Origin of the sequence: Vibrio sp. dhg, assembly GCF_003443775.1 — a bacterium.
GTDB classification, from domain to species: Bacteria; Pseudomonadota; Gammaproteobacteria; order Enterobacterales; family Vibrionaceae; genus Vibrio; species Vibrio natriegens.
Window position 1 is genome coordinate 1,120,618 of the sequence record NZ_CP028943.1, and the last position, 14,911, is coordinate 1,135,528.

At 44.4% G+C, this 14,911-nt stretch carries 12 protein-coding genes and 1 tRNA gene; 11 read left to right on the forward strand and 2 right to left on the reverse strand.

What is annotated here, in order from left to right; all coding sequences use genetic code 11:
* Positions 1-41: 41 nt before the first annotated feature.
* From DBX26_RS05240 to DBX26_RS05255, 4 genes are read left to right on the forward strand one after another with little or no spacing between them, the layout of a single operon-like run.
* Positions 42-1,085 (forward strand): potassium channel protein, encoded by a 1,044-nt coding sequence (locus tag DBX26_RS05240; RefSeq protein WP_118118104.1) that lies wholly within the window; start codon positions 42-44, stop codon positions 1,083-1,085.
* Positions 1,085-1,501 (forward strand): DUF350 domain-containing protein, encoded by a 417-nt coding sequence (locus tag DBX26_RS05245; RefSeq protein WP_014231368.1) that lies wholly within the window; start codon positions 1,085-1,087, stop codon positions 1,499-1,501. The genes DBX26_RS05240 and DBX26_RS05245 overlap by 1 nt, the downstream gene beginning before the upstream one ends.
* A gap of 8 nt (positions 1,502-1,509) precedes the next feature.
* Positions 1,510-2,079, forward strand: coding sequence for a DUF1190 domain-containing protein (locus DBX26_RS05250; RefSeq protein WP_020332898.1), 570 nt, complete (start codon positions 1,510-1,512; stop codon positions 2,077-2,079).
* Positions 2,080-2,087: 8 nt separating this feature from the next.
* Positions 2,088-3,254: a glutathionylspermidine synthase family protein gene (locus DBX26_RS05255; protein ID WP_118118106.1), complete on the forward strand. Its 1,167-nt coding sequence runs from the start codon at positions 2,088-2,090 to the stop codon at positions 3,252-3,254.
* A gap of 66 nt (positions 3,255-3,320) precedes the next feature.
* On the opposite strand, the gene DBX26_RS05260 is transcribed toward DBX26_RS05255, so the two are convergent.
* A complete protein-coding gene (locus DBX26_RS05260; protein ID WP_118118108.1) occupies positions 3,321-3,932 on the reverse strand; it encodes a YecA family protein in 612 nt (203 codons plus the stop codon).
* Between the two features lie 52 nt (positions 3,933-3,984).
* On the opposite strand from DBX26_RS05260, the gene DBX26_RS05265 reads away from it, so the two are divergent.
* The 6 genes from DBX26_RS05265 (at position 3,985) to DBX26_RS05290 (ending at position 11,940) form a co-directional block, all read left to right on the forward strand.
* The gene (locus DBX26_RS05265) at positions 3,985-6,411 is read left to right on the forward strand and encodes a hybrid sensor histidine kinase/response regulator (protein ID WP_118118110.1); all 2,427 of its coding nucleotides are present in this window, start codon (positions 3,985-3,987) and stop codon (positions 6,409-6,411) included.
* Between the two features lie 414 nt (positions 6,412-6,825).
* Positions 6,826-7,275, forward strand: a complete 450-nt coding sequence (locus tag DBX26_RS05270; RefSeq protein WP_014231378.1) for an L-alanine exporter AlaE — start codon at positions 6,826-6,828, stop codon at positions 7,273-7,275.
* Positions 7,276-7,419: 144 nt separating this feature from the next.
* A tRNA-Ser gene (locus DBX26_RS05275) sits at positions 7,420-7,507 on the forward strand.
* 185 nt (positions 7,508-7,692) lie between these two features.
* Positions 7,693-8,304, forward strand: a complete 612-nt coding sequence (locus tag DBX26_RS05280) for a bifunctional 2-polyprenyl-6-hydroxyphenol methylase/3-demethylubiquinol 3-O-methyltransferase UbiG (RefSeq protein ID WP_162889669.1) — start codon at positions 7,693-7,695, stop codon at positions 8,302-8,304.
* Positions 8,304-9,431, forward strand: coding sequence for an HNH endonuclease (locus tag DBX26_RS05285; protein ID WP_118118114.1), 1,128 nt, complete (start codon positions 8,304-8,306; stop codon positions 9,429-9,431). Before DBX26_RS05280 ends, DBX26_RS05285 begins: the two co-directional genes overlap by 1 nt.
* A 115-nt stretch (positions 9,432-9,546) precedes the next feature.
* Positions 9,547-11,940, forward strand: coding sequence for a S8 family serine peptidase (locus DBX26_RS05290; RefSeq protein ID WP_118118116.1), 2,394 nt, complete (start codon positions 9,547-9,549; stop codon positions 11,938-11,940).
* A gap of 91 nt (positions 11,941-12,031) precedes the next feature.
* On the opposite strand, the gene DBX26_RS05295 is transcribed toward DBX26_RS05290, so the two are convergent.
* Entirely contained in the window at positions 12,032-12,919 is an 888-nt protein-coding gene (locus tag DBX26_RS05295) for a LysR substrate-binding domain-containing protein (protein WP_237708172.1), read from the reverse strand.
* Between the two features lie 267 nt (positions 12,920-13,186).
* On the opposite strand from DBX26_RS05295, the gene mdcA reads away from it, so the two are divergent.
* On the forward strand, positions 13,187-14,839 hold the full coding sequence (mdcA, locus tag DBX26_RS05300; RefSeq protein ID WP_118118118.1) for a malonate decarboxylase subunit alpha: 1,653 nt from the start codon (positions 13,187-13,189) through the stop codon (positions 14,837-14,839).
* Positions 14,840-14,911 lie beyond the last annotated feature (72 nt).

A 14,911-nucleotide genomic window follows, 5' to 3' on the forward strand; every position in this document is an offset into this window, starting at 1 on the left:
TTACTATTGAAAGACGTAATGCATTTAGGAACTGAATACTTATGGCAGTGTGGCTGGTCGTTAAAAAGTGGTTAAGTTCGCACCTTTTTAAACTAAGTACCCGCAACCTTGTCGTCATTAGCCTTTTATATATCAGCCTCTCTTGGGGGCTATTGGTTCTGGCAGGCGAGACGGAACTTACGGAAAACTTTTCGAGCTTTATCTATTACTTGATGGTGACGGCGAGCACCGTTGGTTACGGCGATCATTCTCCAGTAACCGATTTAGGTAAGTGGGTTGTGGTCTTGTTTGTAATTCCGGGAGGATTGAGCCTGTTTGCGGCACTTTTGGGGCGTGTGGCAGGTGCGGCGGTAGATTATTGGCGAGCGGGAATTATCGGTAAACGGAGAGTAAGAGTGGAAAACCATATCGTATTATTGGGCTGGAACGGGTCAAGAACCATGCACCTGATTCGTATGTTGCAGCATGAAGAGTCAGGAAAACGTCCGGTAGTACTGTGCAGTCGCTCAGATATTGAAAACCCTCTACCGGGTGAAATTCACTTTATTAAAGTAACCAGTTATACCGACTCACAGGAGATGTCAAACGCGAACATTACAGAGGCGAGCTGCATCATCGTCGATAACTTATCGGATGATATCACTTTGTCTGCTGCACTGTATTGTGCCTCTGTGAACCCTGACGCACACTTGCTTGCCTATTTTAAAGATGAAGCGCTGGGTCGTTTACTGAGCCAGCATTGCCCGAAAGCGGAGTGTATTCCAGCTGTTGGGGCTGAAATGTTAGCCAAGGCAGCCGTGGATCCTGGTTCGAGTGCGTTGCATCAGGAACTGCTAGCCTCAACTCGAGGTATGACACAATACTCCGTGATCTATCCTGAAAACCAACCAACGACCAAGATTGAAAACCTGTTTGGGTTTATTAAAAAGCATCACCATGCAACGCTTATTGCCATCGATTTAGGTGAGGGCATCGAGCTAAATCCGGACCTAGATACTGACGTACCACCAAAAAGCAAACTGTTTTATATTGCAGATGAACGTATTGAAGATTTTGCATGGAACAAAATGATAAAGGACAAATAATGCACATCATCGCAGACTTGTTAGCGGGATTTCCCAATTTCTTACTCTATTTTTCAGTGTCGATTGTTTTCGTTTTGGCGTTCAAATTCGTTTATATAAAACTGACCCCTTATGATGAATGGCAACTCATTAAAGAAGAGCAAAATACAGCAGCAGCGGTGGCGTTAAGTGGTGCTTTTCTTGGTTACTGTCTGGCAATTGCAGGCGCGGCGAAAAACTCAGTCAGCATCATTGATTTTATGGTTTGGGGTGTTGTCGCGTTATTAGCTCAGCTGATTGCGTTTGGAATTGTTCGTTTTATTCTGATGCCAAAAGTATCAGAGCGGATTGAAAACAACGAGGTACCCGCGGGTATTGTACTTGCTGCAGTATCCGTTTCTGTCGGTGTACTTAATGCCGCCTGTATGACGTATTAGGAGAAACGATGAAACGCAGCTCTAACGTTAAACGTTCATCCATGGATAAGAGCTTTAAAGTCAGTCGCCTTATCCCTTTTGCAGCTTTTGGCGGGATATTTTATCTTGCGACACAGGAGTCAACGACTGAAGGCGCTATTTACCTTGACGCCAGTGAGTGCAAAGCATCGGAACCCGGGTTCAGCGAGCAGTGTGACATCGCCTATCAGGAAGCGAAGGAAAGAGCGGAGCAAAATGCACCACGCTATACCACAGAGCATGAGTGTGAGAACGACTTCTATCAAGATGACTGTTATTACAGTTCTCGCTACAACTCCTATGTTCCCTTTGCCAGTGGGTTCTTCTTTAGTCGCGCTCTTAGCAATCTGAGCGGATACAACAAGAGTTACTACTCCGAGCCGATGTACCGTTATAAGTCGAAATATTACAACGGTGCCGGGCAGTTTTATGGCTCGTACCGAAACCAGCCGACTAGCGTTGCGAGCAGCCGATTGAACAAGCGTGGCGGCGGTACGATTGGTCAGGCTATGTCTCGAGGCGGCTTTGGCAAAGCGGTATCAGGTAGTCGCGGCGGTTAACAGACACTATGTTTCGAAGAGAAATACAAGAAAGAGAAAACTGGCGTGAACTGGCACGCCAGTTTGGTTTTGGCTTCCATTCCATGTACGACCAACCTTACTGGGATGAGACCGCGTATTATCAGTTTACTCTGGCGCAGATCGAACAGGATCTTGAAGATCCCACAGAAGAGCTGCACCAGATGTGCCTCGAAATTGTTGACCAAGTGGTACGCAGTGAAGAGTTACTGACGAAATGTGCGATTCCTGAAGTTATGTGGTCTCAGGTCGCTTCCTCATGGAAACGCAATGAACCGTCCCTCTATTTACGAATGGATTTCGCCTACAACGGATCTGGACCAGCGAAGCTTCTGGAAAACAATGCAGATACGCCAACATCATTATTCGAGACTGGATTCTGGCAATGGGTGTGGCTCGAAGATGTGGTGAATAAAGGGCGAATTCACCAAAGTGCAGATCAATTCAATATACTGCAAGATTTCCTTATCGAGCGCTTTGCTGAGATTGCCAAGCTACAGCCGGGACAAACGCTGCATTTCAGTTGCTGCAAATATACCGAAGAAGACAAAGGTACCGTTCAATATCTTGAAGATTGTGCTCGGGAGGCTGGGTTATCAACGGCTTTTGTCTACGTTGAAGACATTGGCGTGACGGAAGAGGGGATATTTGTTGATGCGGACAACCGAGCTATTCGCTGGATGTTCAAACTCTACCCTTGGGAGTTTATGTTTGAGGATGCGTACAGCACTTATCTCTCGACTGCGAACGTTAACTGGTTAGAACCGATGTGGAAGTCCATTCTTTCGAATAAAGCTTTGCTGCCATTACTTTGGCAACGCTTTCCTAATCACCCCAATTTACTGCCTGCCTATTTTGCCGACGATCCCAAAGCGGCCAGCTTAAAAGACTATGTGATAAAGCCGCTATTTTCACGTGAAGGCGCGAATATCGAGATAGTGAAAAATGGTCAGCGCGTGGTTAAAACGCCAGGACCTTATGAATCGCGCAAAAACATTGTTCAGCAATATCATCCGTTACCGAAGTTTGGACAAAGTCATACGCTTATCGGCAGCTGGCTGATTAACGACCGAGCCGCGGGTATTTCGATTCGTGAGGACAGCAATTTAGTTACTCAGGATATGGCGCGTTATATTCCCCATATCATTTTGACCTGATCAAAAAAGCTCTCCGTGGAGAGCTTTTGACTATTCATGACAATTGCGTTTCGCTAAAGTCTTTATTTATTGCTCTTCAGCGAGCGTTACGCCGCGTTGAGTCAGACCACAAAGCATGACTGGCATTGCGTTGAAGATCTCTTCGAATTGCTCAAGCCCGACCATGCCTTGTTCTGCTAATGTTTCGATCGTGGTTTCTGGATCGTAAAGCATAGTCAGAGAAAGCAGCACACCACCAAGTAGCGCGTTATCCTCGCTTTCTTCAGGCATCAGTGTTTCCCAGTCGTCACGAGCCAACTGCCAGCCTTGTAATACACCCTCACAGAAGTCACGAGTGGTGGTGGTTACGATGTCTTTTTCATCCAGCGCGCAGCCTTCCGGCCAGCCCCATGAACCTTCTAGCAACGCAGGGCGAGTTTGGTTCCACATTTGTACAATTCCATCAATGTACAGTTCTAATTGTTCACCATCACTAAAAGGTGCTGTCTCTTCTCCACCCCACAAGAATGGTAGCCACTCTTGAGGCATCAATACATTTGGTGCTGAAGCCATCGCAGTGACAAAGCCTTGAGTTTTCGCTAGATTTAGTAGTTTTCCATCAAGTTCTGGAAGAGAAAGAATGTCTTGTAGTTTCAAAATAGAATACCATTTGTTCATGGGCTGGTTGGTTGCGGCCATCTTACCAATCAATTAACGATAAATCGATATTAGGGAAGATTTGTTAACACCTATGGAAATTCGCTCATCACTCCGCCGAAAAAGTATTTTCGCACTGACGCTTTACCTTTGCTTCTTTATCGCAACGGTTGGCTCGGTGGTGTACTTTGTGCTTGAGCCGCCTGTGCGTGAAAAACTAGAACAAAACCTCGATTTACGAACGCAACTGCTAGCTTCTCAGATTAAAGAACCGTTGCTTGCGTCAACCAGTGTCCTTAACAGCCTCGTAGGCCTGGCTCAAAGCCCCAATCAAACTGGCTCTTTCAGTACGACTATCCCTCAAATCTTACGCTTAAGCGGTGACATGCTTGTCAGCGGTGGTTTGTGGCCAAAGCCTGAACAACTTGCTGACCAACGGAAGTATACCAGCCTGTTTTTCAACAAGAATCTGGATGGCAGTATCGATCAAATTCATTCGTACAATAACCCTCAATCGGCTGGATACGATAAAGAACCTTGGTATGTCGTTGCTGCCAATGCGTCAGCAGGCTCTATTCGCTGGTCTTCGGTTTACATCGATACTTTCACCCAAGTTCAAATGATCACCGCTTCTGCACCTTACTATAGAGACGGTGAGTTTGCAGGTGTAGCGACTGTGGATGTCTCTTTGGCAGCTTTGTTTCAGTTTATTCGAGAGCATACCAATCAATATTCTCTGGGCGTTAACATTAGAGATGCCAACTCAAACGTGATTATCGAACATAACTTCCAGCTGCGGAATGAGATGTATGTTAGTGAGCTTCACTTTGGAGAGTTCAACTGGCGAATGGAAGTGGTGAATGCGAAAGAGCGTGTAGCCGATCAGGTTTTTGCTCAGGTGATGAGTGTTGAGAGCGGCATCATTCCGTTTCTACTGTTATGTGTTTTGGTCGGTTACTACTTACTTAACCGTTATATCGTTGAGCCCATTGTCAAAATAGCGGCAAAAATTGATGACTCTAAAACGGGGGGAATCATCGATATCGAATATCACAGTGAAGATGAGATAGGGCACCTCATCAATAAATTTAATGAAAAGACCATTTATCTGGAACATGAAAAGATAAAAGCACAGGCATCAACCAACGCAAAGACCGCCTTTCTGGCGACGTTGTCTCATGAAATTCGTACACCGATGAACGGGGTTTTGGGTACCGCGCAAATACTCCTAAAGACCAAGCTAACCGACGAGCAAAGAAAGCAGTTAAGTACACTGTATGAATCAGGCGATCATATGATGACACTGCTTAACGAGATTCTGGATTACTCGAAAATCGAGCATGGCCACGTTGAATTTTCTAATTCACCATTTCCGATCGAATCGATTATTGGCAGCATGAAAAGTGTTTATCACACCTTATGTGAAGAGAAGGGGTTGCGCTTTCGTGTCGTTTCACAGGTACCATCCGGACGCTGGTATAACAACGACAAAGCACGATTGCGCCAGATCCTATTCAACTTGCTAAATAATGCCGTCAAGTTTACCGAACAGGGTGAAGTTGAAGTTAGATTAAGCGAACATGTTACTCCAAGTGCAACCAAACTGAGCATCGCGATTAAAGATACCGGTATTGGGATACCAAAAGAGGCTCAGAACCGGATCTTTCGTCCGTTTGAGCAAGCAGAATCTTCAACAACCAGACGTTTTGGCGGCACAGGGTTAGGGTTGGCGATTGTCAAAGAAATTGCCGAAAACATGGGCGGCAGTGTTTTGCTCGAAAGTAGGGAAAATGTTGGTACAACATTCACCGTAGAGATTGAGTTGACACCGTGCGAGCCGAGCCAAACGGGGACGGCACTTAAACATAAACTAGACTGCAATGGTTTACAGGCTTTAATCGCAGAAGATAACACAACCAATGCCATGATCATGGAAACGTTTTTACGAGCCAAGGGTTTTGAATGTACACGAGTGGAAAATGGTCAATTAGCCGTGGAGAAAGTGAGAAAACAGCAGTTTGACCTAATAATGATGGATAACCACATGCCTGTACTAGATGGTATTGGTGCAATATCTGCTATCAGGGCAATGGATTCAGAAACAAAGTCAGTTCTCATCTTTGGTTGCACCGCAGATGTATTTAAAGAGACTCAAGAACTGATGACGGAAGCTGGGGTGGACCATATCATTGCTAAACCCGTTGTCGTGTCGGAACTCGACGACGCCCTATATCGCCATGCAGACTTGCTCTTTCAGTACCAAGACCCAAAAAGCAATAAGGCTAAGCATCCGCATCACATAAACACGGACTCGTTACTACTTAGCTTTTACATTTCGCTTGATAATGACAACCTTCACCAAGCTCTGGAGGTTTTTTCTGACATCATCAAGCACATTACACCACACTCCAATCAGGATCTTGCACAAATTACTGCACGCATTGAAAGTAAATTACAGCGTCAGGAAGCACCAGAGCAAGCGGATGTTGATGCGCTAACAGTCATGCTTGCTACGCCTTAACATACCTGGCTTTCCAACTCGCTAGTCATTGTTGTATAAAGACTATTGTTCTAGAAATTGGGAAGCTCTGAATTATGACCTGCAGGTAGCATAAGCGAGTTATTTTTCGCATATTGTGCCAGATTTTGTTCTGTAAAATTACCTTTTCTCCTCCTCTAAATTCCTTATTTAACGAAAATTTTTGGTTTTTTACGCCATTTTTGATCGAAAAAGTGCAGTTTTTGCCCGGATCGGTGAATTAAACTACTTTAGTTTCAAAATTTGGTTATAAATTTACATCTTCATTTTAAATATGGAACCATAAACTACAAACGTTGTGTTCTAATAGCGACATAATCTAGGTGGTTGCTATATATGTAGTTAATCATGTTTGTTTTTTTGTTTATTGCAGTTTTTGATTTTAGAGGTCGCTAAATGAAGTCTCGTGGACCATTTTGTATTCGTAATGCCGCAGCGGATACTTTTGCTATGGTGGTTTTTTGCTTTGTCACAGGGATGATTATCGAGATTTTGATTTCAGGGATGACGTTTGAGCAGTCTCTGGCATCACGTACGTTGTCGATTCCAGTTAACATTGCTATCGCTTGGCCTTATGGTGTTTTCCGCGATTGGGTACTACGTCAAGGTAGTAAAGTTTCACCGTCTTCATTTATGAAAAACGTGTCTGACCTTATCGCCTATGTGCTTTTTCAATCTCCGGTTTACGCAGGTATTCTATTAGCCGTTGGTGCATCGACCGATCAAATCATTACCGCAGTTACGAGTAATGCGGTTGTATCTTGTGGAATGGGCGTTTTGTACGGTTACTTCTTAGACATGTGCCGCCGTTGGTTCCGAGTCCCTGGCTACAACCAAGGTGTTTAACTGCACCTGTTTTGTTCAATTTAGTTACTTAGTGAGCAAACAACAGAAAAACAGGGCTTTTTTTCATTTTTAGCCTTGACCATAAGGCACATAATCATTAAATTAGCGCCTCGTTAGCCAACGATGCTAACCACAATTTGATTCGGTGAGTTGTCCGAGTGGCTGAAGGAGCACGCCTGGAAAGTGTGTATACGGCAACGTATCGAGAGTTCGAATCTCTCACTCACCGCCACATTCTTGAAGAAAGACGTCTTAGGACGTCTTTTTTATATCTCAAAAACAACGAGTGATTTTTTGTTGTCTTCTCTGACTAGTTGTTGTGAGGTAAATCACAATAACTCATTATTTATTAATACTTAATCGCCTTATGCAACCATGCTATTTATCATCATTGAATGGTAGATGGTGGCTTGGTTCATGTCTGTAAATATCTCTTATTACGATAAAAATGCTGTTGAGCTAGCGAAGCAATATGACTCTCTTTCATTTGAGTCAGTGCACCGTTCATGGAAACAGTATTGGCCAGAAAAAGGCGCGAATGTTTTGGATGTTGGTGCAGGTTCTGGTCGGGATGCTCAGTGGTTTTCTGATCAAGGCTGCTTTGTTGTTGCTGTTGAACCTGCCAGTAATCTCCGCCAATTAGCCATTTCAAACTCCTCAGCACAAATTGTATGGGTAGGGGAGTCACTGCCTGACTTGACTAGTGTCAGTGAATTGCCGTACCAGTACGACCTTATTTTATTATCTGCAGTTTGGATGCATTTAACTACCAAGCAGCGAACTGAGTCGATGAGGGTTTTATCACTTCTTTTATCTGACAGAGGAAAATTGGTGATTACGTTGCGTCATGGGAGTTTTGATGAGGGACGCGAGACATACGGTGTATCAGCAGCTGAAATAGAAACTATGGCTAGAAAACTCGGGTTCTCTGTCTGTCATGTTGTTGACGGAGAGGACGCTTTAAATCGATCTGAAGTTAAATGGCAAAGCGTGATTTTAGAAAACACTAAAACGTTGAAAGGTAAATGATGGCGCTGGAGTATTATTTAGAACGTTTTCAAAATTTAAAAATGAATAGTTCTGGTGGTCAAAAGAGCCCACATAAAGTCTGTATGTTACTGGCAGTAATGGATCTCATTCAAGCGGGGCATATTGTTTCCAACCAAATTACATTCAATCAGGTACTTAAAGATCAGTTTACTCGCCATTTCAACACCTTTGCGCAAGATAAAGACAAAGACACGCCGGAAAATCCTTATTTTCATCTGAGAAGTGAAGGATTTTGGCACCTGTCATATAAAGATGGATATGATGAAAAGACCACAAGCCGATATTCATCGAAGTCTGTGGCTTATGCATTTATTGATGAAGAGCTATTTACGTTCATGAAAAGTTATATTGTGTCAAATGAATTCAAACAAGCACTGATTTCAAATTTTTCAGATTTAGCAACACTCTTTCGTCAATGGCTAGTCGATATTGGAAAGTCCGAGAAAACAGCGGTTAACTACCTTGGAGCTATTCGTGGCTCAATGTCTAATTGGTTGATTGAGGCGGGGGAGATTGATCAACCGCTAACTAATATTAATTCATATCGAAAATTTCTTGATTATAAAGAAAAGGTAAAGAGGTTAGAGGAGTTTCAAATTCGCGATGCGAAAGGAAAAGGAATGTACAGCGCAGCTCTATCTCATTACAACAAGTTTCTCGCTGATCTATCTCAAATCGATATTAACGCAGATATAAAGCAAGTCATGTCGGATAATACTTTATCGGAAACAGAAAAAACAATTTTGGTAAATACTAGGATGGGTCAAGGCCAGTTTCGGGCAAAGCTTATTCAAATGTGGGGCGGGTGTGCGGTTACTGGATATAGAAATACACAAATGTTGTTAGCTTCTCATATCAAGCCGTGGCGTGATTCAAATAATGAGGAGCGTCTGGATAAATTTAACGGGCTATTACTGTTGGCTAATTTAGATAAAGCTTTTGATATCGGTTTTATTTCTTTTGATGATGACGGAAAAGTTATGATCTCTAGCTACTTAGAAGATCCTTCAGTAATTGGGTTGAGAGAGGACATGTCTTTTAATCTTTATCCAGAGCATAAGTCGTATCTCGGTTATCATCGCGCAGAATTATTTAAGGGCTTTTAAGATAAATAAACCGTTATGAGCGTATATCAAAAACACTTTTAAAGAATGCTATAGACAAAATCTGTCCTAGACTGACTAGTGAACTGTGTAAACACTCAATAAGAAGAGAACGACTATGTTTACTAGCACCTTTGTCAAAACAATAAGAGCGCAGACTAAAAAGTTGTGGTGTGTTTTGTTCCTCGCTCTTACCTCTATTCCAATTCATGCAGCCTCTCCTTCGGCTCGTGCTGAGCTTGAAAATAACCCATCATTAGCTTACTCATCAGAGTCGGTTCTGATACGTTTTAAACCTGAAGCCAGCGCGGCAAATAAACAACAAGCAAGGCAATTGGTGAACGGTAAAACGATGCGCCAATTTGCGATTGTGAATGCGCTTGAGCATCTTCAGTTAGGCCCCGGGCGCAGTGTAGAAAAGGCGATTGAAACCTTACAGCGTTTGCCTTTTGTCGATTTCGTCGAGCCTGATTATGTTATTCGTGCTTACATGGAACCCGATGATTATTACTACACCGAGGGGTTGCAATGGGCTCCGTATAATGACGGTACTTTCTATTTTAATTTGTGGGGGCCACTTGCTGACTTTTTAGGCATCCCAATTACCGCTGGCGCTGATATTGATGCCAATCTAGCTTGGGACATCACCACGGGTAGCTCGGATGTCATTGTTGCGGTGATTGATACCGGGGTGGACTATAACCATGAAGACTTAGCCGGAAATATGTGGTCGAACACTGGCAGCCCTAGTGGAGTTCATGGTTATGACTTTTATAACGACGATAATAACCCTATGGATGAACATGGGCACGGAACCCATGTGGCCGGTACGATATGTGCCCAGGGTAATAACCAAGTCGGTGTCGCGGGCGTTGCGTGGCAATGCCAGATTATGGCGCTGCGTTTCCTAGGCGCTGATGGTTCAGGCTACACCAGTGATGCGATCAGCGCGATTGAGTATGCCGTAGAGAATGGCGCGAAAATCTCAAATAACAGCTGGGGAGGAGAGCCTGAATTTTCAGATGGGCTGTACACTGCAATACAAAGTGCCGCGAAGAGTGGCCACCTATTTATCGCTGCTGCTGGCAACGGAGGTAGCGATGGAGTAGGGGATAATAACGACTCGACAGCAGATTACCCATCATCCTTCGATTTAAATAACATCATTTCGGTTGCCTCAACAAACGCCGCCGATGATCTTTCTTCTTTTTCAAACTACGGTAGTAACCGCGTTGATCTTGGAGCTCCGGGCGAAGACATCGTGAGTACTTATACGATAGCAGGTGACTATGAGATAGCATCAGGTACGTCAATGGCTGCGCCTCATGTTGCTGGTGTGGCGGTTTTGGTGGCGAGCATGCATCCTGAATGGGGCTACGCAGACATTAAAAACCGTATTTTGAGCACGACTCGTCCACTGACATCTTTAGCAGGGAAAACAGTCACCGGAGGTGTTCTCAACGCTTTGGATGCGGTTCAAGAGCCCGCGACTTTACCGACTGCGCCAACCTCACTCTCTGCGACGGCGGTCTCTGATACAGAAATCATGCTTACGTGGGAAGATAATTCGAATAATGAACAAGGGTTCCGTATAGAACGCAATAGTGGCTCTGGCTGGGAGGTAGATTTCGCCATCGTTGGAGCGAATGTCACTACCTATAGTGATACGGGTTTAACAGCTGAAAACTCTTATGACTATCAAGTCGTTGCTTATAACGAAGTGGGTGATTCCGCCTATACTGATGTGGCGTCAGCGACGACACAAAGTACGCCTTCTGATACGGTTCAAACTACGGTAGCGAGCAGCGAAATATTTGGGGCAGGTACGGTAACAGGAACATATGTCGATACTGCAGAGGCTAATGATGGGAACGTTCAAACTATTGTAGAGCGTTTATCCGGAGGAAAACCAGCCAATCGCTATTACTACCTCCAACATACGTGGGTATTTACCAACGTACCTATTGGCACGTCAACGTTATACTTAAAGGCCAGTGCAAGTTCGGCTAGCTCTAATGTAGAGCTCTTTGATTTTAGCTTTTCGTTAGATGGCAGCCTTTATACATCGATACCTAATACACAAGACGGTGAGTCCCCTGTGATATACAGAGCTGAGTTCACTTTACCTGAGAGCTCAGACGGTACTGTATATATTCGTGTGACTGACAATAACAGCGAAGCCAGTGATACTGTGGCAGATGAAATATCCGTTGACCAACTGGTGATTGAAACTCAGGTTGACGATTCTACACCCGTGGACGCCTTTGGGTTAACTGCTTATCCGAACACTGCTAAATCGGGTTGGCACGATGTTATTCTTAGCTGGACTGCTTCAACTAGCGTCGACGTACTCCGAAGCGAAGGTACTGGGGAGATGGGAATGATAGCAACTGGTGTGTCGGGCGGTACTTACACTGATGCCAGAATAAGTAAGGGCAGTGCGACATATACTTATAAGGTGTGTGAAGCTGGCACGAATAATTGTTCAAGCGAAGTCGTCGTTATTTTTTGATTAGATATACCTAGCTCTTTAATGATGCGCAAGGCTCGCTTTGAAAACCCCAGACCCATTGTCTGGGGTTTTCTGATTCTAGTTGTTAATTCTACGCTTTATGTTTGAGCGCGTATAATCGACATTCTGCGATACAACTCAGTATGCCTATTTCACGCTCTTTCGTTTTTAAGCAAACCAGAGACACGGTTTGAGGTTCGGGCTCGGGGTGAAGGGTATCGATATCAACAAACGTAACGTGTGGTTGGTATTTGTCTTTTAATCGTGCTGGTACGATCGAGTAGCCCACGCCAGATTGAATCATGTTCATTAGTGTAAAAATATCTTCCACCTGCATGCCGATATTAGGTTTAAGGTTGTCCCTTTCAAAGCACTTCATGCAATGTTCATAGGTAGCAAAGCCAGGCGATAGAGTGATGAGCTTTTCATTGGCGAGCTCTTCCAGTGCTATCTGGGTTTTGTTGGCAAAAGGCGAAGAGTTGGATAACGCAATCACCATGTGATCTTGATAGATCGGCATGACGGTATAGGTGCTATTCGCCGCGGTGTGCGGTTGCGCAATCAGTGCGACGTCTATTTCCATTTTGTCTAAGCGTTGCAGTAGCGTTTGGTTCGAGCCTTGGGTGATCGAAACCTGAAGTTCAGGTCGTCGATTTTGCAAACCTGAGACAACACTTGGAACCAGATCATACGTTAAGGAATACAAGCTACCTAATGCCAACTTGTCGGCTTGAATCCCCAGCTGCTCTTTCGCTTCTTTGATGGCGGAATCCAGTTCATTCAACAGTTTTTCTGAGTAGGTATACAAGGTTTCCGCACTTTTCAGCGGGCGGAGGGAACGGCCTTGAGTCTCAAAAAGTGGGCACTCAATCGCTTCTTCTAATGAGTGCAGCGCTTTATGCACACTCACCACACTAATATCCAAATTACTTGCAGCATCTTTCATGCTGTTGTGTTTCATAAATTCATGAAAAATCATTATTTTCTTTAACGTAACACCATCGTTAATCATGTTTGTTCGAATCCGTTCCAATGATGTCATCACCATAGCATTGTTAACTTTAGGTTAATAGTGTTGCTTGCCAGTTAATTGAATGTGGTCTCGTTCACGAGTAGTTTGAATCTATGGATAGATTCAGAGCGTTGTCACTGACATTAGTTCACGGAAAACAATGCCATGGAACAGCGGGTTATTTTTCAAATTAAGAAATAACAGCGTGATTGAAATAGATCGTGAGGCACTTTTATGACGGAAAAGAAGAAGTGGGATATTAAGCGCACCTTAAAACAGCAGCGAATTAAATCAGTTCATTCAATAACGGAAGGGAAGGTTATTCCAACCGAAAATATTGTTGAAGTGATGGAAAAAATTATCCAATCCGGTGATCGAGTTATCCTCGAAGGCAATAACCAAAAACAGGCTGACTTCTTGGCGCGCAGCCTAGAAAAAGTAAATCCCCAAACGGTGAATAACCTTCATATGATCATGCCGAGTGTGAGCTTACCTGAGCATATGAATATTTTCGAAATGGGGATAGCCAAAAAGCTGGATTTCGCTTTTGCAGGAAAACAGAGCGTACGTATTTCTCAAATGCTCGCTGACGGAATACTAGAAGTTGGCGCTGTCCATACCTACATCGAACTCTACTCGCGTTTGTACTGCGATTTAATTCCCAATGTTGCCCTCGTAGCTGGCTACAAAGCGGATAAAAAAGGCAATTTATATACAGGTCCATCAACGGAAGATACGCCTGCTCTGGTGGAAGCGCCTGCTTTTAAAGACGGCATCGTTATCGCTCAAGTTAACAAGATTGTGGACACGGTCGATGACTTACCACGTGTTGATATTCCTGGCGATTGGGTCGACTTTGTGGTTGAAGCTGACAAAGACTTCTTTATCGAACCGCTGTTCACTCGCGACCCCCGATTGATCAAAGACACCCATATTTTGATGGCGATGATGGCAATCAAAGGAATTTATGCCAAGCATAAAGTGCAAACCCTCAATCACGGTATTGGCTTTAATACCGCCGCGATCGAATTACTTCTTCCAACCTACGGCGAAAAACTGGGACTGAAAGGCAAGATCTGTCAGCACTGGACATTAAACCCGCATCCTACATTGATACCCGCGATCGAATCAGGCTGGGTTGAAAGCGTGCACTCGTTTGGTGGCGAATTAGGCATGGAAGAGTACGCCCGTCATCGACCAGATGTGTTCTTTACCGGATCCGATGGCTCGATGCGATCGAACCGAACTATGTGTCAGATGGCTGGCCAGTTCGCAGCGGATATGTTTATAGGCGCTACGTTGCAAATGGATGCGGAAGGTAACTCGTCAACTGTGACGCATGGTCGATTGTCCGGCTTTGGTGGTGCGCCAAACATGGGGCACGATCCTCGTGGACGTCGACACGCGAGTGATGCCTGGATGGATCTCATCACCGATCGCGACAAAGACATCCTCAAAGGTAAAAAGCTGGTGGTACAGATGGTCGAAACATTCCAAAGTGGGGAAAAGCCAACCTTCGTCGATAAGCTTGATGCGGTTGATGTTGGCCAGCACAGCAATATGCCAATCGCACCGGTGATGATTTATGGCGATGACGTTACCCACGTATTGACCGAAGAAGGCATTGCTTACCTGTACATGGCGCGAGATCTGGAAGAGCGCAAACAGATGATTGCAGCGGTGGCTGGCGTTACTCATTTGGGGCAGACAATCACTAAGGATCAGATAGATAAACTCAGAGCGGAAGGCAAGGTCGCCACACCTCAGGATCTGGGTATCAAACGCTCTGAAGCGACTCGTGACTTGTTAGCCGCGAAAAATATGAATGAGCTGGTTAAGTGGTCTGAAGGCTTGTACGAGCCGCCTGCGAAATTCCGCAGTTGGTAGGCAGATGGGTTTATAGAACAGCACTTGTTTATTAGCCGCTAAGTAGTAATAGCAAACGCCTAAATAAGCAGT

Bases quoted from the DNA above. Each gene is read 5' to 3' on its own strand.
- DBX26_RS05265 (WP_118118110.1), top strand. From the start codon at position 3,985: ATGGAAATTCGCTCATCACTCCGCCGAAAAAGTATTTTCGCACTGACG.
- DBX26_RS05255 (WP_118118106.1), top strand. From the start codon at position 2,088: ATGTTTCGAAGAGAAATACAAGAAAGAGAAAACTGGCGTGAACTGGCA.
- DBX26_RS05260 (WP_118118108.1), bottom strand. From the start codon at position 3,932: ATGGCCGCAACCAACCAGCCCATGAACAAATGGTATTCTATTTTGAAA.
- DBX26_RS05285 (WP_118118114.1), top strand. From the start codon at position 8,304: ATGGCGCTGGAGTATTATTTAGAACGTTTTCAAAATTTAAAAATGAAT.
- DBX26_RS05280 (WP_162889669.1), top strand. From the start codon at position 7,693: ATGTCTGTAAATATCTCTTATTACGATAAAAATGCTGTTGAGCTAGCG.
- DBX26_RS05270 (WP_014231378.1), top strand. From the start codon at position 6,826: ATGAAGTCTCGTGGACCATTTTGTATTCGTAATGCCGCAGCGGATACT.
- DBX26_RS05240 (WP_118118104.1), top strand. From the start codon at position 42: ATGGCAGTGTGGCTGGTCGTTAAAAAGTGGTTAAGTTCGCACCTTTTT.
- mdcA (WP_118118118.1), top strand. From the start codon at position 13,187: ATGACGGAAAAGAAGAAGTGGGATATTAAGCGCACCTTAAAACAGCAG.
- DBX26_RS05245 (WP_014231368.1), top strand. From the start codon at position 1,085: ATGCACATCATCGCAGACTTGTTAGCGGGATTTCCCAATTTCTTACTC.
- DBX26_RS05250 (WP_020332898.1), top strand. From the start codon at position 1,510: ATGAAACGCAGCTCTAACGTTAAACGTTCATCCATGGATAAGAGCTTT.
- DBX26_RS05295 (WP_237708172.1), bottom strand. From the start codon at position 12,919: ATGATTTTTCATGAATTTATGAAACACAACAGCATGAAAGATGCTGCA.
- DBX26_RS05290 (WP_118118116.1), top strand. From the start codon at position 9,547: ATGTTTACTAGCACCTTTGTCAAAACAATAAGAGCGCAGACTAAAAAG.